Origin of the sequence: Micromonospora sp. NPDC048909 (assembly GCF_040649635.1) — a bacterium.
In the GTDB taxonomy this organism is placed as follows: Bacteria; Actinomycetota; Actinomycetes; order Mycobacteriales; family Micromonosporaceae; genus Micromonospora.
The window spans coordinates 541,892-560,901 of sequence record NZ_JBEZFU010000001.1; the positions used below are offsets into that span (position 1 = coordinate 541,892).

The following is a 19,010-nucleotide window of genomic DNA, read 5'->3' on the forward strand; positions in this document are numbered from 1 at the left end:
CGCTTCCGGTGGCCCAGACCGCACCGCCGGCCCGTCCGGCCGGGACGCCGCCCGCGTCCCGGCCGGCCGGCCTGCGCCCGATCTGGCTGGTGGCCGGCGTGATCGCGGTGCTCGTCGCGCTGGTGGCCGGGGTGTCCCTCGGCCCGGTCACCCTGCCGCCCGGGAGCGTCGCCGCCGAGCTGCTCAACCTGCTGCCCGGCGTGCACCTGGAGAGCGGACTCAACGAACGCGAGATCGCCATCGTGACCGAGCTGCGGCTGCCCCGGGTGGTGCTCGGCCTGCTCGTCGGCGGGATGCTCGCCCTGGCCGGCGGCTGCTACCAGGGCGTCTTCCGCAACCCGCTGGCCGATCCGTACCTGCTCGGGGTGGCCGCCGGAGCGGGCCTCGCGGTCACCGCGGTGATCGCGCTCGGCGGCGCCGGCACGGCGGGCGCGCTCACCGGGCTGCCGGTGACCATCCCGCTCGCCGCGTTCGTCGGCTCGCTCGGCGCGGTCGCGATGACCTACCTGCTCGGCGCGGCGGGCGGCCGGAGCCGCTCCCCGGCGATGTTGATCCTGGCCGGGGTGGCGGTCTCCGCGTTCCTCTCCGCCGGGCAGACCTACCTGCTGCAACAGCACTCCGACAGCATCCAGGCGGTCTACTCCTGGCTGCTCGGCCGGCTGGCCACGGCCGGCTGGCACGACGTGCTGCTGGTGCTGCCGTACGCCGTGCTGACCGCGGTGGTGGTGCTGCTGCACGGGCGGGAGCTGGACGTGCTCTCGGTCGGTGACGACGAGGCGACCAGCCTCGGGCTGCACCCGCAGCGGTCCCGGTACCTGCTGGTCGCGGCGGCCTCGCTGGGCACCGCGGCGGCGGTCTCCGCGACCGGCCTGATCGGCTTCGTCGGCATCATCGTGCCGCACACCGTGCGACTGCTCGCCGGGTCGAGCTACCGGGTGATCCTGCCGCTCTCCCTGCTCTTCGGCGCCGCCTTCCTGGCGCTCACCGACGTGGTGGCGCGCACCGCCGCCGCGCCGGCCGAGATCCCGATCGGGGTGGTGACCGCACTGCTCGGCGGCCCGTTCTTCGTGCTGGTCCTGCGTACCGCCCGCCGGGTGCTGACGTGAGGCCCGCCCAGCCGTCCGCTGCCGCCTCAGCGGTCGAGGTCCGTGGGCTGCACGTCACCCTGGACGGGGCCCGGATCCTGGCCGGGGTCGACCTGACCGTCGCCGTCGGCGAGTGGGTCACCGTGATCGGCCCGAACGGGGCGGGCAAGTCGACCCTGCTGCGCGCCGTCGGCGGCCTGCTGCCCACGAAGGGCGAGGTCACCCTCTTCGGTACGCCGATCGGGTCGCTGCGCCGCCGCGACCGGGCCCGGGTGGTGGCCACGGTGGCCCAGTCCCCGGTCGTGCCGCCGGGCATGCCGGTGCTGGACTACGTGCTGCTCGGCCGGACCCCGTACATCCCGGCGCTCGGTCGGGAGTCGGCCGCCGACCTGGCCGCCGTGCACGAGGTGCTGGAGCGGCTGGACCTGACCGGCTTCCACCGGCGCGAGCTGGCCACCCTCTCCGGCGGTGAACGGCAGCGGGTCTTCCTGGCCCGCGCGCTGGCTCAGGGCGCCACCCTGCTGCTGCTGGACGAGCCGACCAGCGCCCTGGACATCGGTCACCAGCAGGAGGTGCTGGAGCTGGTCGACCAGTTGCGCCGCGAGCACGGGCTGACCGTCTGCGCGACCATGCACGACCTCTCCATCGCCGGCGAGTACGCCGACCGGATGGTGCTGCTCGACGAGGGCCGGGTGGCCGCCGCCGGCGCCCCGCGCGAGGTGCTCACCGAGCGGCTGCTCGCCACGCACTACGGGGCCAGCGTCCGGGTGGTCGACGGTGAGCACGGCCCGCTGGTCGTGCCGGTCCGCCGCCGCTGACCCCGATCAGTCGGTGCCGACGTCGATGACCGAGAAGAGCGCGCCCTGCGGGTCGCGCAGCGCGGCGAACCGCCCCACCGGGATGTCGCGCGGCGGCACCAGGATGGTCCCGCCCAGCTCGGCGGCGCGGGCCGCGGCGGCGTCCGCGTCGGCGACCGCGAAGTAGACCGTCCAGTACGCCGGCAGGTCCGTCGGGAAGTCGTCGGCCAGCGGCGGCATCATCCCGGCCACGATCCGCGCCCCCAGCCGCCAGCCGGTGTAGGTCATCGAGCCGACCGGCTGGTCGTCCGGCTGCCAGCCGAAGACCAGCTCGTAGAAGACCTTGGCCCCCTCCGGGTCGGGGGTGACCAGCTCGTTCCAGCTCATCGCGCCCGGCACGTTGAACACCTCGCCGCCGGACATCGCCATCGGCTGCCAGACGCTGAACGAGGCGCCGGCCGGGTCGGCGAAGACAGCCATCCGCCCCCGGTCGAAGACCTCGAACGGCGGCACGACCACCTGCCCGCCGGCCCGCTCGACCCGGCCCGCGACCAGGTCGGCGTCGTCTGTGGCGACGTACGTCGACCAGATCGGGATCTGGTCGGGGATGGCCGGCGGACCCGCCCCGGCCACGGCCTGGCCGGCCAGTTTGAACACCGTGTAGCCGCCCGCCTCCGGCTCCGGGGCCACCTGGCCGGTCCAGCCGAACAGCTCCGGGTAGAAGCGTCGCGCGTCGGCGAGATCGGGGGTGGCCAGGTCGGCCCAGCAGGGCGTGCCCGGCGGGACGGTGCTCACGGCGACCCCTCTCGGCTCCGGTGGCCGGGACCGGCCCCCTGCCGGAATCCTGGCACCGTCCCGCCGACGTACGGGGCGAAATCGGACGAAATTTCAGCTGAACCGGCGACCCTCGTCCCGTCGGTACGCCCAGCCGGCGAGCGCTGCCAGCAACACCACCCAGACGCCCAGCATGGTCAGGGACAACGGCCGCACCGGGTGGTCGCCCACCGCCGCCCACATCAACTCGACCGCTCCTCGGGTGGGCAGGTAGGGCGCGAGCGCCTCGATGAACCCGGGTGCCTCGCCGGGGGCGGAGAGCAGGCCACCGCCGAAGGCGAGCGGGAAGAAGACGATCTGGGCGACCACGATCGCCGCCTTGCTCGGCAGCGAGTAGCCGATGGCGAGCCCCATCAGGGTGAACGGCACCGAGACCACGGCGACCGTGCCGATCGCCAGCAGGAACGCCGCCGGCGTGATCTGCGCGGCGGTCAGCGTCGCGCCGATCACCACCACCGGGATCAGCGAGAGGTAGGTGAGCGCCAGACCGGCCAGCACCCGGCCGGCGAACCGGGGCGCCGGCCCGGCCGGCAGGGTCCGGGTGTACGGGTTCCACGGCTGGTCGCGGTCCTCGGCCACGCCGATGCCGTACTGGAAGATGTTGGCGCTCATCACCGAGAAGGTGACCATCGAGGCGGTGGCGAAGGTGGCGCCGGTCGGGTCGTCGCCGGCGAACGGGACCACGAAGAAGAGCATCGCGGCGGCCGGGAAGAACGCGCTGCCGAAGACGGCGACCGGGATCCGGACGATCTCCAGCAGCTGGTAGCGGGCGTGGACCAGGGCAAGCTGCACGGTCGCCTCCTCAGGCGGTGGTGCCGGCCGGAGCGGCGTGGACGTCGGGCTCGTTCTCGGCGCCGGCCGGTGGCGCGTCGGAGGTGATGGCGAGGAACGCCTCCTCCAGCGAGGTGGGGCGTACCTCCAGGTCGGTGAAGGCCACCCCGGCGGTGACCAGGTCCCGGACGAGCTGGTCGGCGTCGGTGGTGAGCAGGTGCGTGCGGCCGTCGATCCGCTCGGTGCGTACCACGCCGGGCAGGGTGGGCAGCCGGTCGGCGACGAGGCTGACCCGCCGTACGCCGACCACCGCCCGGACCGCCGCCATGGTGTCGTCGACCAGTACCCGTCCCTGCCCGATCACCACGACCCGGCGGGCCAGCGCCTCCACCTCCTCCAGGTAGTGACTGGAGAGCAGCACCGCTCCGCCGTCGGCGTGGAACCCGCGGATCGCCTCCCAGAGGCTGTGTCGGGCCTCCACGTCCAGGCCGGTCGTCGGCTCGTCGAGCAGCACCAGCCGGGGCCGGCCGACGAAGGCCAGCGCCACCGCGAGCCTGCGGCGCTGGCCGCCGGAGAGCCCGCCGGTCTGTCGCCGCGCCTGCTCGGTCAGGCCGAACCGGTCGAGCAGTTCGTCGCGGGGTACCGGGTCGGGGTAGTGCGCGGAGACGAAGTCGACCACCTCGCCGACCCGCAGGGTGCCCGGAAGCCCGGTCTCCTGCGGGGTCACCCCGATCTGCCGTCGGGACGCCGGGTCGCGCGGGTCGCCGCCGAAGAGTTCGACCCGGCCCGAGGTCGGGCGGCGCAACCCGACGAGCAGGTTCATCAGCGTGCTCTTGCCGGCCCCGTTCGGGCCGAGCAGACCGACCAGCTCACCGGCGCGTACCTCGAGGTCGACCCGGTCGAGGGCGAGGACGTCACCGTACCGGCGGCTGGCCTGGTCGGCGCGGGCGAGGATCATGAGGGTTCTCCTTTGCCGGTGAACTGCCGGTTCTCTGTGTACCGGGCGGGCGCCAACTTTGTTGTCCCCCCGGCGGGGGGCGGTCGGGGACGAGTGTCGAAGCGCGGCGCACGAGAGCACCCGACGGTCGCGGGGCACCGGGGCCGACCGCCACGACCGATACTGACCCGGTGCAGGAGACCAGTTACCGCGACCGGATCGGACAGCTCGCCGAGCCGGGTGAGCGGGTGTTGGCGTACGCGAAGGCCGAGGCCGCCAACGGGGTGACGCCGGCACCCCCGCCCGCCCCGGCCGCGCCGGCGGCGCCCGGCCGGGTGACCGTCGGGTCGGCCCTGCTCAACGTGCTCGTTCCGCTGGTCACCTGGGCGCCCGGCGACCGACTGGTGGATCGGATCGCCTGGGGCGTCGCCGGCCGCGGGGTTCCGGGCTCCGCCGCCTCCCGCCTGCACCACGCGCTGCGATCGCCCCGGCCGGTCGGGACGGTGCGGGACGTTCTGCTCGCCGCCACCGACCGGCGGCTGCTGGTCTGCCTCACCGGGCCGGTGAAGCTGCTGTCCACACGCGAGGACGACGAGCGGTCGCTGGCCGAGACCCGGATCGCCTGGTCCGCGTCGCGCGCGGAGGTGGCGTCGGCCCGGGTGGGCTGGCACCGGCTCAACCCGAAGCGGCTGCGCCTCGACTTCACCGACGGCTCGTGGCTCGCCTTCACCGTGCCGATCGCCGAGTCGGGCCGGCCGCTGCGCGCGGTCGCCGCCGCCCTCTCCGGCTGAGCGGCCCCGGGGCGCAGCGCCGCTTCGCCGGGCCTCGGGAAGGCGCGCGCGGTCAGTCGGCCAGCAGCGCCGGCAGCGGCTCGGCGTGCAGCACCGTGAGCCGGGAGACCGCCCGGGTGAGCACCACGTAGAGCCGGTGCAGGCCGCGCGGCTCGGCCGCCACGATCGCGGCCGGCTCGACCACCACCACGTGGTCGTACTCCAGGCCCTTGACCAGGGTCGCGGGGACCACGGTGACCCGCGCGGCGGTGGCCACGTCGTCGGCGGTCGCGGTGGGCACGTCGGCGTCGGCGAGCGCCGCACGCAGCTCGTCCACCGTGTCGTCGGCGGCGATCACGCCGACCGAGCCGTCGTGCGCGAGCGCCGCCCGCACCTCGGCCACCGTCGCCGCGGCCGGATCGGTCACGGTACGAATGTCCAGGCCGCCGTCCCGGCGCAGCGACTCGGCCGGGGGTACGTCCACGGCGAGCGCCGGCAGCAGCCGGTTGGCGAACTCGACCACCGCGGCCGGCACCCGGAAGCCGACGGTCAGCGGGACCACGGCGGCGTCCGGCTTGCCCAGGTGGCTCAGGGACCGCCGCCAGTCCGTGGCGGCCCACGGCGCGGTGCCCTGAGCCAGGTCGCCGAGGAGGGTGATCGACCCGTGCTCGCTGCGTCGGGCGATGGCCCGGCACTGCATCGGGGAGAGGTCCTGGGCCTCGTCGAGCACCACGTGGCCGAAGCCGCCCGGCCGCTCGATCAGCCCGGACGCCTCGTCGATGAGGACCGCGTCGGCGGCCGTCCATCGGGTCGCCTTCGCGGTACGCGCCGGCTTGGACCAGGTCAACAGGGCCTGCTCGGCCTCGGTGAGGAGCCCGTCCGCCGCCGCGGCGAGCGCCGCAGGGTCGGCGAGCAGGGCGTACACCAGGCCTTCCGCGCTGAGCGCCGGCCAGACCGCGTCGAGGAACCCGGTCACCGGCCGGGACTTCCCCATCCGGCGCAGCCAGGGATCGCCGGGCGACTCCGCGCGGCGCGCCTCGGCCTGTCGTTGCAGCAGGCTGATGACCCGGGCCCGCACCCGCTCCCGGCCCACGCCGTACGGCAGCCCCTCCCGGCGGGTCTCCTCGATCACCCGGTGCAGCGGATCCAGGCCGATCCGCCAGCGGAACGAGCCGTCGGAGACCATGATCGGCTCGGTCGGCTCCCCGATGTGCGCCTCGACCGCGCGGCGCAGCACCTCGGCCATCCGGGCGTCGTGCTTCAGCGTGGCCGTGGCGGGGTCCTCCACGGCCCGGATCGGCACCCGGGCGAGCAGGTCCTCCACCGTGGACTGCTCGACCTCCACCTCACCGAGCGCCGGCAGCACCGCCGCGATGTACGACAGGAACGCCCGGTTCGGTCCGACGATCAACACGCCGGCCCGCCGCAACCGCTCCCGATGCAGGTAGAGCAGGTACGCGGCGCGGTGCAGCCCGACGGCGGTCTTACCGGTGCCCGGCGCTCCCTGCACGCAGATCGAGTCGGCGAGGTCGGCCCGGACCAGCTCGTCCTGCTCGGGTTGGATGGTGGCGACGATGTCCCGCATCGGCCCGACGCGTGGCCGCTCGATCTCGGAGGTCAGGATCCGGCTGGCCGTGCCCAGCTCCTCGCCCCGGTCCAGGTGCTCGTCCTCGAAGCTGGTGAGCACCCCGGTGCTGAAGCCGAACCGGCGCCGGGTGGCGATCCCCTGCGGGTCCCGGGCGCTGGCCCGGTAGAACGACCGGGAGATCGGGGCCCGCCAGTCGAGCACCAGCGGCTCGCCGCGCTCGTCGGTGACGTGGCGCCGGCCGATGTGGTAGCGCCGGCCGGCGTGGTCCGCGTACGTCGCGTCGCCGTCGACGGTGTCGGGGATCTCGCCGTCCAGACCGTCGGCACCCGCGCCGAAGTCGAGCCGGCCGAAGAAGAGTGGGGTGGTGGGGTCGTCGGCGAGCTCGGCGACCCGGCGGGCCAACGTCCGGCCGAGGGTCTCGGCGGCGTACGCGTCGCCGGCCACCTGGTCACCGGTGGAGAAGAGGGCCTTGGCCCGCTCGCGCATCCGGCTCAGCGCTGCTCGGGAGGTGTCCAGGTGGGCCCGCTCGGAGGCGAGTTCCACATCCAGGGACTGATCTTGGGCGTGCAGGGTCATCCACGTACTCCTCGACACGGGGAAAAACGCTGCCGCTCGCGTTTCCGGCTCGTGGGCCGGCGCGGGGACGTCCGCTGCGGTGCATACTCACCGCGGCCGTCAGGCGGAGACGAAAAGCCTACTCCCGTGCGTCAGCCCGGCAACCGAATTTCGGCGCCGGCCGGCGCGGGTCACGCGGTGGGCCGGGCAACCGACGATCCGTCGGCCGGCTGCCGGGCCGTCGGGTGGTACCGCAGGTCGAGGACGTCGCGGCGTTGCTGGTCGAGGCTCCAGTCGGAGACCTCGGCCAGGTCGACGGTGACCCGGAGGGTGCCGGTGTCGCCGGGCGGTAGCTCGGCGAGCACCTCGCCGCGGGGTGAGACCACCATGCTCGGGCAGTGCTGCCGCGGGTCGGCGAGGTTCACCGCGAAGACGAACCGCTGGTTCTCGGCGGCCCGGCTGATCAGGTGGCTGCGCCAGAGACCCGGGACCGCCTCGGGGCTCGCGGCGTTGGTCAGGAAGAGGAAGGCGGCGGCGCCCGAGCGGGCCAGGTACTGCCACTGCTCGGGGTAGCGGATCTCCCGGCACAGCTGCACGCCCACCACGAGGTCGCCCCAGGGCTGGGGCACGGGGCGGGTGGGCAGTTCGGCGCCGGCCCGCAGCACGGGCCGCTCGTTCACCGCCAGGTTGATCTTCCGGTAGCTCCACCGGCCGCCGGACGGGGTGAAGTGCAGCGCGGCGTTCCACCAGGCGCCGTCCTCGAGCACCAGCGATCCGCAGAAGAGGTGGACACCCCGGAGCCGGGCCAGCTCGGCGACCGTCTCGATCGCCTCGGCGAGTTGCCGGGGATCGAGCGCGGCGAGCGGGGAGAGGTCCGGCGCGTACCCGGAGAGGGCGCCCTCGGGCAGCAGTACGACGTCGTTGGGCCGGCTGTGGCTCAGCACCGTCTCGATCGAGGCGAGATTGGTGGCGATGTCCCAGCCGGTGGGGACCTGGCCGATCGTCACGGATGTCTTCATGCCCGCCCTCCCTCGCCGTTGAGCCCGGCCAGCCTAGTGCCGCGCCACGGTCCACGGCCGGGGGTGATGGCGGGTGCCCGGGCGGCCCGGGATCATGGGGGAATGACCGAGCCGAGCCCTGAGCAGCGTCGGGTGACGATCAGCGATCCGCAGGTGATGCGCGCGCTGGCCCATCCGGCCCGACTCGCGATCATGGACCATCTGAGCTCACTGCCGGGCGGCGCGACGGCCACCGAGTGCGCCGAGATCGTCGGTCAGTCGCCGAGCGCCACCAGTTACCACCTTCGCGAGCTGGCGAAGGCCGGCCTGGTCGAGCCGGCGCCGAGCCGGGGCGACGCGCGGGAGCGGATCTGGCGCACGGTCAGCGCCGGCTGGACGGTCGACGCCGGAAGAGGGGCCGAGCCGGAGACCCGGGCGGCCGAGCGCGCGTTGATCGAGGCGTGGTTCGCCCGCGACCTGGAGCGCAGCCGGGACTGGTTGCGGCGGGCGCCGGACGAGCCGGCCGAGTGGTACGACGTCGCCCGGCTCTCCGACAGTCAACTGCTGCTCACGGCGGCCGAGTTGAAGGAGGTGAACGAGGCGGTGTTCCGGCTGTTGGAGCCGTACCGCAAGCGGACCCGGGTGGATCCGCCGGCTGACGCGCGGACGGTCTCGATCCAGTACAAGGCGCTGCCGATGGAGTGAGCGGGCTTGCCATCACAGGTGTGAAGGATTATTTTCGAAATATGTCCTTCACACCTGTCTCGTCGCGCTGGTCGGACGTCTGGCTGGTCACCGCCGCCCGGGGCCTCTCCAGCTGCGGGGACTTCCTCGCGGCCGCCGCGCTGACCCTGGCGTTGCAGACCGCGGGCGCCGGCGGTCTCGCGGTCTCGGGGCTGTTGCTCGCCGCGACCCTGCCGCTGGTCGCGCTGGCTCCGCTGACCGGGCGGCTCGCCGACCGGGTGGACAGCCGCACCCTGCTGGTCGTCGCCGGCGTGGCCCAGGCCGGCATCTGCCTCGCGCTGGCGTACGCCGACAGTCCGCCGCTGGTCATCGTCCTGGTCGGCCTGCTCGCCGTCGGCCTGGCCGTGACCCAGCCGGTGCTCGCCGCCCTGGTTCCGGCGATGGTCAGGCCGGCGGACCTGCCCCGGGCCAGCGCCCTGCACCAGTCGGCCGGCACCCTCGGTGCGCTGGCCGGCCCGGCGCTGGCCGGGCTGCTGGTGGGCGGCTTCGGCACGCGGGTCCCGCTGCTCGTCGACGCGGTCAGCTACCTCGCCCTGGTGGCGGCAGGGCTGCTCATCCGCACCCGACGGGGCGGCCGGCGGCGGGCGCAGCCGGCGGCGACCGGGACCACCGCCGACGGTCGCACCACGGCCGGCTGGCGACTGCGCAGCGACCCGCTGCTGCTGGCGATGGTGGTGAGCGTGGCCGGGGTGGTCGGCGCGGTAGGGGCGATCAACGTGGTGGAGGTCTTCTTCATCCGGGAGACGCTGCACAGCACCACCACCATGTACGGGCTGGTGACCGGCGCCTGGACGCTGGGCATGCTGGCCGGAGCATGGATCTTCGCCCGGGTGGTCAGGCGGTTCCCGCGGGACGCCGCGCTGACCCGGGCGACCCTTGCCCTGCTCGGCGGATGCTGCCTGATGGTGCTGGTCTCGGCGGCCGTGCCGTCCGCCCTGCTGCTGGTGCCGATCTGGCTGATCGGCGGCGTCTGGAACGGCGGTAACAACGTCTTCGGCAACGTGCTGATGGCCCGGCGGGTCCCCGAGGCGGCTCGCGGTCGCGCCTTCGCGATCTATGGTGGCGCGGTCCAGGGCGCGGCCATGGTCGGCTACCTCGCCGGTGGTCTGCTGCTGGAGTTCTTCGCGCCGCGGCCGCTGGTCGCCGTCGCCGGGGTCGCCGGGCTGGTCGCGGTCGCCCTGCTGGTGATACCCGTCAACCGCGCGGCCCGCGCCGAGCGGTCCGAGTCGCCCGAACGCGCCTCCGAGCCGGGGGAGCGGACGGGGCTGTCGGCGTCGGATGCGGGGTTGGCCACTCCGGCACCGGGCCGCTGAGCGGGTGCCGGTGGGCGGGGATACGGTCAGGGCATGGCTGAGCGCATCGCCCGTCCCCGGGTCGGACACATCCAGTTCCTGAACTGCCTGCCGATCTACTGGGGGCTGATGCGCTCCGGCGCCCTGCTCGACGTCGACCTCTACAAGGACACCCCGGACCAGTTGAACTCGGCGCTGGTCGGCGGTGACCTGGACATCGGCCCGATCACGCAGCTGGAGTACCTGCGGCACGCCGACGAGCTGCTGCTGCTGCCCGACCTTGCGGTCGGCAGCGACGGGCCGGTGCTCTCGGTCAACATCGTCTCCACCCGGCCGCTGAGCGAGCTGGACGGGGCGCGGGTCGCGCTCGGCTCGACCTCCCGCACCGGCGTGCTGTTGGCGCAGATGTACCTCGCCGAGCGGTACGGGGTCCGGCCGGACTACTTCCGGTGCCCGCCGGACCTGACCCAGATGCTGCTGGAGGCGGACGCCGCGGTGCTCATCGGGGACGTGGCGCTTCGCGCCCTCCACGAGGCGCCGCGCCAGGGTCTCGAGGTCACCGACCTGGGGCAGGCCTGGCGGGACTGGACCGGGCTGCCGATGGTCTTCGCCGTCTGGGCGGCCCGCCGCGACTTCGCCGCCGCCCACCCGGGCGTGGTCAAGGAGGTGCACGAGGCGTTCCTGCGCTCGCGCGACCTCAGCCTGGCCGAGCTCGACCAGGTGGCCGAGGCGGGCGCCCGTTGGGAGCCGTTCGACGCGGAGACCCTGGCCACGTACTTCCGTACGCTGGACTTCTCGTTGGGCGAGCGGCAGGTGGCCGGGCTGCGGGAGTTCGCCCGACGGGCCGCGGCCCTCGGTGAGGCCCCCGCCCTGCCGGCCGACGGGCCCGAGTTCTTCGCCGGCTGACCGGCCCGCCGAGTCGCCCCGGCTGGCGGGTCAGACGCCGGGGCGCAGCAGGGCTTCGGTGATCTTCTCGCAGTTCTTCATGCCGTAGTCGTAGCCCATGTCGATCGGGTACTGGACCATCACGCCCATCGTCCAGGTGTCGCCGATGGCCAGGCAGTTGATGTGCATCTCCTGCTCCTTGGTCCGGTCGATCCACCCGTTCTTGATGGCGATCTTCTTCTGCTGCGCCGCCGGGAACGCCTTGCGGATGCCGAAGTCACCGGCGCCGCGGACCAGTCGCATCTCGTTGAGCAGCCACTTGGTCCACTCCGGGCCGGCTGCCGTGCCGTCGGCGATGCAGTTGCCCATTCGGGCGGTGTCCCGGGGCGACAGTGCGGTACGGCTCCAGCCGCCGTCGGGCGCGACGCTGCTGTCGGTGAGCTTGCACATCGAGATCAGCCGCTTGATCGACGCGGCCCGCCCGACGTTGTTGTAGAACTGCTCGGCCCGGGTGTTGTCGCTGTCGCGGATGATCCGGGTGGCGTCGGCGAGCTTGGCGTCGCTCGGGGTCTGGCCGTTCTCGTCGGCCCGGCGCAGGTAGTCGGCGACGATCCAGGCCTTGATCAGCGAGGCGGTGGTGCTGGTCTCGTCCATGTTCTTCGAACCGATGATCTTCCCGGTGCGTCGGTCCAGCACGCTCCAGGAGTACCAGCCCTCGATGTCCAGGTCGAGATCCTTGGCCACGAACGGCAGCGGTGCCAGCGACGGGCTGGGGCTCGGCGACGGCCGGGTGCGGCGGTCGCCGGGCGTGCTGGTGGAGCGCTCGGTCGGTGCGTCGGCATCGCCCCACCGCGAGGCGGCCCGGGACTCGAACGGCGAGCCGGGCAGCAGGCGAAGCGACACGAGCACGAGTCCGATCAGGATCACCGCGATCGCGATCAACCGCAGCGGAGAGGCCTCGCCGCCCCGCCCCTCGCCGCCCTGCCGGTCGCGGCTGCGTCGGTCGCCGGCCATCAGAGCTTCCCGAGGGGCTGCTGCGGCACCTTGAGCGCCGCGCCGGGCTGCGGGGTCACCAGTTGGGTGGCCACGCTCGCGCAGGCCTTCGCCCCGTAGGCGAGGCCGTTCTTCTGCGGGTAGCGCAGCATCACCGCGAGGCTCCACTTGCCGGTGACGGCGAGGCAGTTGACGTGCCAGTTGCCGTCGTACATGAGCGGGGTCCAGCCGTTCTTGATGCTGACCGGCCCCTGCGCCTTGATCGACGCCGGTAGACCGTCGATGATCCCCCACCTACCGCCGCCGGACTTCGCCTTCTGGTCCTTGGCCGCCGTGCTGCCCCGCACCTTGGACATCTCGTCGAGCAGGAACTTGGTCCACTTCTGCCCGGCGGCGGTGCCGTCGGCGATGCAGTCGCCGAGGCGTACCGCGTCGCGCGGGGACATCTGGGTGAAGCTCCACCAGCCGATGTAACCGGGCACCTTGCCCGGCTTGGTGTCGGTCAGCTTGCAGGTGCTGGTCATCCGCTTGATGCTCGCGCTGCCGCCGTTCAGCTTGTAGAGCAGGTTGGCGGCGTCGTCGTTGCTGTCCCGGATCGCCGTGGTGATGTTCTTCTTGGCGCTGGCCGACAGCTCCTTGTCGCCGAGTCGCTTCAGGTAGTCGGCGGCGAACCAGGACTTGATCATCGACTCGGTCGAGCTGGTCGAGGTCATGTTCTTCGAACCGGAGATCTTCCCGGTCGCCCGGTCCATCAGGGCCCAGGAGAAGAACTCGCCCTTGAAGTTCACCGAGACCGGGCCGGCGGCCAGCGTCGGGGGCGGCGGCGGGGTCGGTGCGGGCGCGGCGACGCTGCCGCCACCACCGCCACCACCGCTGGCGGTGGCGTCGTCACCGGCGAGCCGGGCGTACGCGGCGGGAACGATCAGGACGCCACCGAGCAGGACCGCCACGACGGCAAGCACCATGGTCACGCGGGAACGCATGAGTGGGGGAGCTCCAGATGTCAGGGCCGGGGGGCCGGCTGTTGCCAGGACGACCGGTCGATCGCCGGGGCCGGGGGTTGCGGCCCGTGTGGTGATGGCGATCGTCAGGAGCCGATCGGTGTGACCGGGAAAGTCTACGTCTGGATCCGGTGTGCGCCAGGATCCGCCACCTGGCAACTTGCCATAAAGGCGGGAGATCGGCCCGCTATGCGGCCTCTGTGGGGGTTCATCTTTGCCGAGTGAGCCAAGTCATAGGACCGATCGGGAGAATCCGGCCACTGGAGGCGGTGGTTCCGTGACGGAAGGTAGCTTCGGATTCCTGTTACACCCTCTGGTTTATTGAGTCGCGAGCTGTAACACTTGTCCTCATGTATGGCAACGACTTCGGCGCCCCGGAGGACGCACCCGGCGGCGGCCTGCTCGGCGAGGTCGAGGCGGCGGAAGTTGCGCTGCGCGAGGCGGCGGCGCGGCAGCGACGCGGCGGACCCGCGCCGGACGAGGACCTGGCGACGTACTTCGCCGAGGTCGTGTCGGCGGATCAGAAGATCGAGCCACGCGACTGGATGCCGGAGGCGTACCGCAGGACGCTGATCCGGCAGATCGCCCAGCACGCCCACTCCGAGATCATCGGCATGCAGCCGGAGGGGAACTGGATCAGCCGGGCGCCGTCGCTCAAGCGCAAGGCGATCCTGCTCGCCAAGGTCCAGGACGAGGCAGGGCACGGCCTCTACCTCTACGCCGCCGCCGAGACCCTCGGCATCAGTCGGGACGAGCTCGTCCAGCTGCTGCTCGACGGCCGCCAGAAGTACAGCTCGATCTTCAACTACCCGACCCTCACCTGGGCCGACGTCGGCGCGATCGGTTGGCTGGTGGACGGCGCCGCGATCGTCAACCAGGTGCCCCTCTGCCGCTGCTCCTACGGCCCCTATGCCCGAGCGATGATCCGGGTCTGCAAGGAAGAGTCGTTCCACCAGCGGCAGGGCTACGAGATCCTGCACACGCTGGCGCACGGCACTCCGGCGCAGAAGGCGATGGCCCAGGACGCGGTGGACCGCTGGTGGTACCCGTCGCTGGCGATGTTCGGCCCGCCCGACGGCGACTCGACGCACTCCGAGCAGTCGATGGCCTGGAAGATCAAGCGCTTCTCCAACGACGAGCTGCGTCAGCGCTTCGTCGACATGTGCGTGCAGCAGGCCGAGATCCTCGGGCTGCGCATCCCCGACGAGGCGCTGCGCTGGAACGACGAGCGGCAGTCGCACGACTACACCCAGCCGGACTACGACGAGCTGATGCGGGTGATCAAGGGCGACGGGCCCTGCAACCGGCAGCGGATCGCGCACCGGCGGCAGGCCCACGCCGACGGCGCCTGGGTGCGCGAGGCGGCCGCGGCGTACGCGGCCAAGCGGGCCGAGCAGAAGGAGACGGTGGCCGCGTGAGCGAGCGCAGCGAGCGAACCGACCAGCCCAGCGTGACCGGTCATTCGCCTCTTTGGGAGGTCTTCGTCCGGGCCCGGCGCGGGCTGTCGCACACCCACGTGGGCAGCCTGCACGCGCCCGACGCCGAGCTGGCCCTGCGCAACGCGCGGGACCTCTACACCCGGCGGCAGGAGGGCGTGTCGATCTGGGTGGTGCCGGCAGGCGCGATCACCGCGTCCAGCCCGGACGAGAAGGACGTCTTCTTCGATCCGGCGGCGGACAAGGTCTACCGCCACCCCACCTTCTACGACGTGCCGGACGGGGTGGCCCACCTGTGAACGGCCCCTTCCACTTCACGCTCGCGCTCGGCGACGACGCGTTGATCGCCGCGCAGCGGCTGGCCGAATGGACCACCCGGGCGCCGGAGATGGAGGAGGACGTCGCGCTGGCCAACATCGCCCTCGACCAGCTCGGCGCGGCCCGCCTGCTGCTGACGTACGCGGGCGAGCTGGAGGGTGCCGGCCGCGACGAGGACGCGCTGGCGTACCTGCGCGACGACCGGGAGTTCCGCAACTGCCTCCTGGTCGAGCTGCCCAACGGCGACTTCGCGGTCACCATGGCGAAGCTGCTCTTCCTCGCCGCCTACCAGCTACCGCTCTACACCGCGCTGGCCGGTTGCGCCGACGAGCGGCTGGCCGCGATCGGGGCCAAGGCGCGCAAGGAGTCGGCGTACCACCTGGACCACGCTTCGCTCTGGGTGCGGCGTCTCGGTGACGGCACCGAGGAGTCGCACCGCCGGATGCAGGCGGCGGTCGACCAGGTCTGGCCGTACGTCGGGGAGCTCTTCGCACCCGACGCGGCGGCACCGGTCGACCCGGCCACGCTCCGGGCGGACTTCGACGCCACCGTGGCCGCCGTGCTGGCCGAGGCCACGCTCACCCGACCGGAGACCCGCTGGGCGCCGGCCGGCGGGCGGCAGGGCGTGCACACCGAGGAGTTGTCGTACCTGCTCGCCGAGATGCAGGTGCTGCACCGCGCCCACCCGGGGGCGAAATGGTGAGCGCGAGGAGTGCAGCGAAGCGGAGCCCCGCAGTCGCGAACGGAAGGCGGCACCGGTGAACCCGAGGGAGGCCGTGGCCTCGGTGGTGGATCCGGAGATCCGGGTGCTCACCATCGACGAGCTGGGCATCCTGCGGGCGGTCGACGCCGACCCGGCGACCGGCCGGGTGGTCGTCACCATCACCCCCACCTACACCGGCTGCCCGGCGATGGACGTGATCCGCGCCGACATCCGCCGGGCGCTGGCCGCGGCCGGCCACCCCGACGCCGAGGTCCGGACGGTCCACCGCCCGGCCTGGAGCACCGACTGGATCACCGAATCCGGCCGGGCCAAGCTGGCCGCCGCCGGGATCGCCCCGCCCGGGCCGGTCCGTGCCGACGGCGTCGTGCCGTTGACCCTCACGGTGCGCTGCCCGCGCTGCGGATCGCCGGAGACCGAGCAGCTCAGCCGGTTCGGCTCCACCGCGTGCAAGGCGCTCTGGCGGTGCCGCTCCTGCTCCGAACCCTTCGACCACCTGAAGGCGCTGTGACAGTCACCATCACCCGGCCGGTCCGCCGCCGGCCGGTCTTCCACCCGCTGCCGGTCGCCGCCGTCGACCGGCTCACCGACGACGCCGTGGCGGTCACCTTCGCGGTGCCCGCGGAGCTGCGGGAGACGTTCGCGTTCCGCGCCGGCCAACACCTCACCGTCCGGCGCCCCGCCCTCGACGACGGCGCGGACGTGCGCCGCTCGTACTCCATCTGCTCCACTCCGGACGAGCTGGCCCGGCACGGCCGGCTGCGGATCGGGGTGCGCGAGGTGCCCGGCGGTGCCTTCTCGACGTTCGCCTGCGGCGCGCTGCGCGGCGGGGACACCGTCGAGGTGCTGCCCCCGCTCGGCAACTTCAGCACGGCGTTCGACCCGGCCCGGGTCCGCCACTACGGCGCGGTGGTCGCCGGCTCCGGCATCACCCCGGTGCTCGCGCTGGTCGCGACCGCGCTCGCCGTCGAGCCGGCCAGCACCTTCACCCTGGTGTACGGCAACCGGACGGCGAACACCGTGATGTTCGCCGAGGAGCTGGCCGACCTGAAGGACCGTTACCCGACCCGGCTGCACCTGGTGCACGTGCTCTCCCGGGAGCAGGGCGAGTCGCCGCTGCTCTCCGGGCGGATCGACGCCGACCGGCTGGGCCGGTTGCTGGAGACCATCGTGCCCGGGGAGCGGATCGAGGAGTGGTTCCTCTGCGGCCCGTACGGCATGGTGCTCGACGTCCGGGAGGTGCTGGCCGGGCGCGGGGTGCCCGACTCGGCGGTGCACACCGAGCTGTTCCACGTCGACGCCCCGCCGGAGCCGCCGCGCCGCCCCGGTGACGAGCCCGGCGCCGGCGCCGAGGTGACCATCACCCTGGACGGCCGGTCGTCGAGCTTCACGATGCGCCGCGACGAGCGGGTGCTGGACGCGGCGCTCAAGGTCCGCGGCGAGCTGCCGTACGCCTGCAAGGGCGGCGTCTGCTCGACCTGCCGCGCGAAGGTCGTCGACGGCGAGGTCACCATGGCCCGCAACTACGCCCTGGAGCCCGACGAAGTGGCCGCCGGCTACGTGCTGACCTGTCAGTCCAGCCCGCTCACCGACCGCCTGACGGTCGACTACGACGCCTGACCACCACGCCTTCCGTGGCGATCATGCAGTCGTGGTGCCCGATCACGCCCGCTTCGCGGCTTACGTGAGGCACCACAACCGCATGATCGGCGTGGGAGGGGTCTTTGGGGTGTGGGTCACCGGGATTGGAGTGGTGTGTGGCGGGGTCGGCGGGGCGACGTAGGCTCGGGGGCGTGACGGTGAGCCGGGAGATCGACGACATCCTGCAGCGCGGCGCGGACGGCGGGCGGATCACGCCCGAGGAGGCCCTGCTGCTCTACACCGAGGCGCCCTTCCACGCCCTGGGCGAGGCGGCCGACGCGGTACGCCGACGGCGCTACCCGGACAACATCGTCACCTACCTGATCGACCGCAACATCAACTACACCAACGTCTGCGTGACGGCGTGCAAGTTCTGCGCCTTCTACCGGGCGCCGAAGCACAAGGAGGGCTGGACCCACCCGACCGAGGAGATCCTGCGCCGCTGCGGCGAGGCGGTCGAGCTGGGTGCCACCCAGGTGATGCTCCAGGGCGGGCACCACCCGGACTACGGCGTGGAGTACTACGAGGGGCTCTTCTCCGCGGTCAAGCAGGCCTACCCGCAGCTGGTCATCCACTCGATCGGGCCGAGCGAGATCCTGCACATGGCCAAGGTCTCCGGCGTCAGCCTCGACGAGGCGATCGCCCGGATCAAGGCGGCCGGGCTGGACTCGATCGCCGGCGCCGGCGCCGAGATGCTGCCCGAGCGGCCGCGGAAGGCGATCGCCCCGTTGAAGGAGTCCGGCGCACGCTGGCTCGAGGTGATGGAGCTGGCGCACCGGCAGGGCCTCGAGTCGACCGCGACGATGATGATGGGCACCGGCGAGACCAACGCCGAGCGGATCGAGCACCTGCGGATGATCCGCGACGTGCAGGACCGCACCGGCGGCTTCCGGTCCTTCATCCCCTGGACCTACCAGCCGGAGAACAACCACCTCAAGGGACGCACCCAGGCGACCACGCTGGAATATCTGCGGCTGGTCGCGGTGGCCCGGCTCTTCTTCGAGACCGTGCCGCACCTGCAGGCGTCCTGGTTGACCACCGGCAAGGACGTCGGCCAGCTCGCGCTGCACATGGGCGTGGACGACCTCGGCTCGATCATGCTGGAGGAGAACGTCATCTCCTCCGCCGGCGCCCGGCACCGGTCCAACCTGCACGAGCTGATCGGCATGATCCGCTCTGCCGGTCGGATCCCGGCTCAGCGCGACACCCTCTACCACCGGCTCGCCGTGCACCACACGCCGGCCGACGACCCGACCGACGAGCGCGTCGTCTCGCACTTCTCCTCGATCGCCATGCCCGGCGGTGGCGCCGGGAAGTCGCTGCCGCTGGTCGACGTCCGCTGAGCATTCCCGACCCGCTGCCGGCTTGGCTCGGCACCGCCGCGCTGCCCGTCTCGTTTCCCCACAACAACCGTCAATCCGGACCGCTCCAGGTCACGGTTCTGTATGGGGTGGCGAGACAGCCGCCGCGGGGGTGGCAGAGGTGATCGACGACCGCTAACGTGCGCCGGCATACCGAGCCGAATCGGCGCGGCCGTGCCGGTCACGGTGGTGTGATGGGCCTGGTCGCGCGGCGGCGGCGGTGGTGATCGACGAGCAGAGCATCGCCCCGAGGCGGTCCTCCATCGGCCCGTGAGGGCCGTTC

General features: G+C 72.9%; 19 protein-coding genes. 12 read left to right on the forward strand and 7 right to left on the reverse strand.

Translation table 11 applies throughout. From position 1 onward, the window contains the following. Nucleotides 1–8: 8 nt before the first annotated feature. Entirely contained in the window at nt 9–1,106 is a 1,098-nt protein-coding gene (locus AB0C04_RS02650) for an iron ABC transporter permease (RefSeq protein WP_357049062.1), read from the forward strand. A 47-nt stretch (nt 1,107–1,153) separates the two neighbouring features. Next, a complete protein-coding gene (locus AB0C04_RS02655; protein WP_357049066.1) occupies nt 1,154–1,903 on the forward strand; it encodes an ABC transporter ATP-binding protein in 750 nt (249 codons plus the stop codon). A 6-nt stretch (nt 1,904–1,909) separates the two neighbouring features. Here the strand turns inward: AB0C04_RS02655 and AB0C04_RS02660 are convergent, their stop codons facing one another. The 3 genes from AB0C04_RS02660 to AB0C04_RS02670 all read right to left on the reverse strand — a co-directional run bounded on the left by AB0C04_RS02660 (nt 1,910) and on the right by AB0C04_RS02670 (nt 4,445). After that, complete coding sequence (locus AB0C04_RS02660) at nt 1,910–2,677, reverse strand: VOC family protein (RefSeq protein ID WP_357047221.1); 768 nt, start codon at nt 2,675–2,677, stop codon at nt 1,910–1,912. Between the two features lie 93 nt (nt 2,678–2,770). After that, nucleotides 2,771–3,508, reverse strand: a complete 738-nt coding sequence (locus AB0C04_RS02665; RefSeq protein ID WP_357047223.1) for an ABC transporter permease — start codon at nt 3,506–3,508, stop codon at nt 2,771–2,773. Nucleotides 3,509–3,518: 10 nt separating this feature from the next. Further along, entirely contained in the window at nt 3,519–4,445 is a 927-nt protein-coding gene (locus AB0C04_RS02670; protein WP_357047225.1) for an ABC transporter ATP-binding protein, read from the reverse strand. Between the two features lie 170 nt (nt 4,446–4,615). Here AB0C04_RS02670 and AB0C04_RS02675 point away from each other — a divergent pair, with 170 nt between their 5' ends. Continuing rightward, nucleotides 4,616–5,215 carry a hypothetical protein gene (locus tag AB0C04_RS02675; RefSeq protein ID WP_357047227.1) on the forward strand — a complete coding sequence of 200 codons (600 nt, stop codon included), beginning with the start codon at nt 4,616–4,618 and terminating at the stop codon, nt 5,213–5,215. Between the two features lie 52 nt (nt 5,216–5,267). On the opposite strand, the gene AB0C04_RS02680 is transcribed toward AB0C04_RS02675, so the two are convergent. Beyond that, nucleotides 5,268–7,358, reverse strand: coding sequence for an AAA family ATPase (locus AB0C04_RS02680; protein ID WP_357047229.1), 2,091 nt, complete (start codon nt 7,356–7,358; stop codon nt 5,268–5,270). A 170-nt stretch (nt 7,359–7,528) separates the two neighbouring features. Next, the gene (locus AB0C04_RS02685) at nt 7,529–8,356 is read right to left on the reverse strand and encodes a carbon-nitrogen hydrolase family protein (protein ID WP_357047231.1); all 828 of its coding nucleotides are present in this window, start codon (nt 8,354–8,356) and stop codon (nt 7,529–7,531) included. Nucleotides 8,357–8,458: 102 nt separating this feature from the next. Here AB0C04_RS02685 and AB0C04_RS02690 point away from each other — a divergent pair, with 102 nt between their 5' ends. From AB0C04_RS02690 to AB0C04_RS02700, 3 genes are read left to right on the forward strand one after another with little or no spacing between them, the layout of a single operon-like run. Beyond that, the gene (locus AB0C04_RS02690) at nt 8,459–9,040 is read left to right on the forward strand and encodes a metalloregulator ArsR/SmtB family transcription factor (protein ID WP_357047233.1); all 582 of its coding nucleotides are present in this window, start codon (nt 8,459–8,461) and stop codon (nt 9,038–9,040) included. 41 nt (nt 9,041–9,081) lie between these two features. Continuing rightward, a complete protein-coding gene (locus tag AB0C04_RS02695; RefSeq protein ID WP_357047235.1) occupies nt 9,082–10,392 on the forward strand; it encodes an MFS transporter in 1,311 nt (436 codons plus the stop codon). A gap of 33 nt (nt 10,393–10,425) precedes the next feature. Then, a complete protein-coding gene (locus AB0C04_RS02700) occupies nt 10,426–11,277 on the forward strand; it encodes a menaquinone biosynthesis protein (RefSeq protein ID WP_357047236.1) in 852 nt (283 codons plus the stop codon). 30 nt (nt 11,278–11,307) lie between these two features. Here AB0C04_RS02700 and AB0C04_RS02705 read toward each other — a convergent pair whose 3' ends face one another. Together AB0C04_RS02705 and AB0C04_RS02710 are read right to left on the reverse strand one after the other, a co-directional pair. Then, the gene (locus tag AB0C04_RS02705; RefSeq protein ID WP_357047238.1) at nt 11,308–12,270 is read right to left on the reverse strand and encodes a hypothetical protein; all 963 of its coding nucleotides are present in this window, start codon (nt 12,268–12,270) and stop codon (nt 11,308–11,310) included. Continuing rightward, nucleotides 12,270–13,232 (reverse strand): hypothetical protein, encoded by a 963-nt coding sequence (locus AB0C04_RS02710; protein ID WP_357047240.1) that lies wholly within the window; start codon nt 13,230–13,232, stop codon nt 12,270–12,272. The genes AB0C04_RS02705 and AB0C04_RS02710 overlap by 1 nt, the downstream gene beginning before the upstream one ends. Before the next feature lie 368 nt (nt 13,233–13,600). Between AB0C04_RS02710 and paaA the strand changes: the two genes are divergently transcribed. The 6 genes from paaA to mqnC all read left to right on the forward strand — a co-directional run bounded on the left by paaA (nt 13,601) and on the right by mqnC (nt 18,709). Beyond that, on the forward strand, nt 13,601–14,668 hold the full coding sequence (paaA, locus tag AB0C04_RS02715) for a 1,2-phenylacetyl-CoA epoxidase subunit PaaA (protein ID WP_357047242.1): 1,068 nt from the start codon (nt 13,601–13,603) through the stop codon (nt 14,666–14,668). After that, nucleotides 14,665–14,985 (forward strand): 1,2-phenylacetyl-CoA epoxidase subunit PaaB, encoded by a 321-nt coding sequence (gene paaB, locus AB0C04_RS02720; protein ID WP_357047244.1) that lies wholly within the window; start codon nt 14,665–14,667, stop codon nt 14,983–14,985. Before paaA ends, paaB begins: the two co-directional genes overlap by 4 nt. Further along, nucleotides 14,982–15,707, forward strand: a complete 726-nt coding sequence (gene paaC, locus AB0C04_RS02725) for a 1,2-phenylacetyl-CoA epoxidase subunit PaaC (RefSeq protein WP_357047247.1) — start codon at nt 14,982–14,984, stop codon at nt 15,705–15,707. Before paaB ends, paaC begins: the two co-directional genes overlap by 4 nt. Before the next feature lie 55 nt (nt 15,708–15,762). Continuing rightward, on the forward strand, nt 15,763–16,236 hold the full coding sequence (gene paaD, locus AB0C04_RS02730) for a 1,2-phenylacetyl-CoA epoxidase subunit PaaD (protein ID WP_357047249.1): 474 nt from the start codon (nt 15,763–15,765) through the stop codon (nt 16,234–16,236). Next, nucleotides 16,233–17,345 (forward strand): 1,2-phenylacetyl-CoA epoxidase subunit PaaE, encoded by a 1,113-nt coding sequence (gene paaE, locus AB0C04_RS02735; RefSeq protein ID WP_350868103.1) that lies wholly within the window; start codon nt 16,233–16,235, stop codon nt 17,343–17,345. Before paaD ends, paaE begins: the two co-directional genes overlap by 4 nt. 173 nt (nt 17,346–17,518) lie before the next feature. Beyond that, a complete protein-coding gene (mqnC, locus tag AB0C04_RS02740; RefSeq protein WP_357047251.1) occupies nt 17,519–18,709 on the forward strand; it encodes a cyclic dehypoxanthinyl futalosine synthase in 1,191 nt (396 codons plus the stop codon). Nucleotides 18,710–19,010 lie beyond the last annotated feature (301 nt).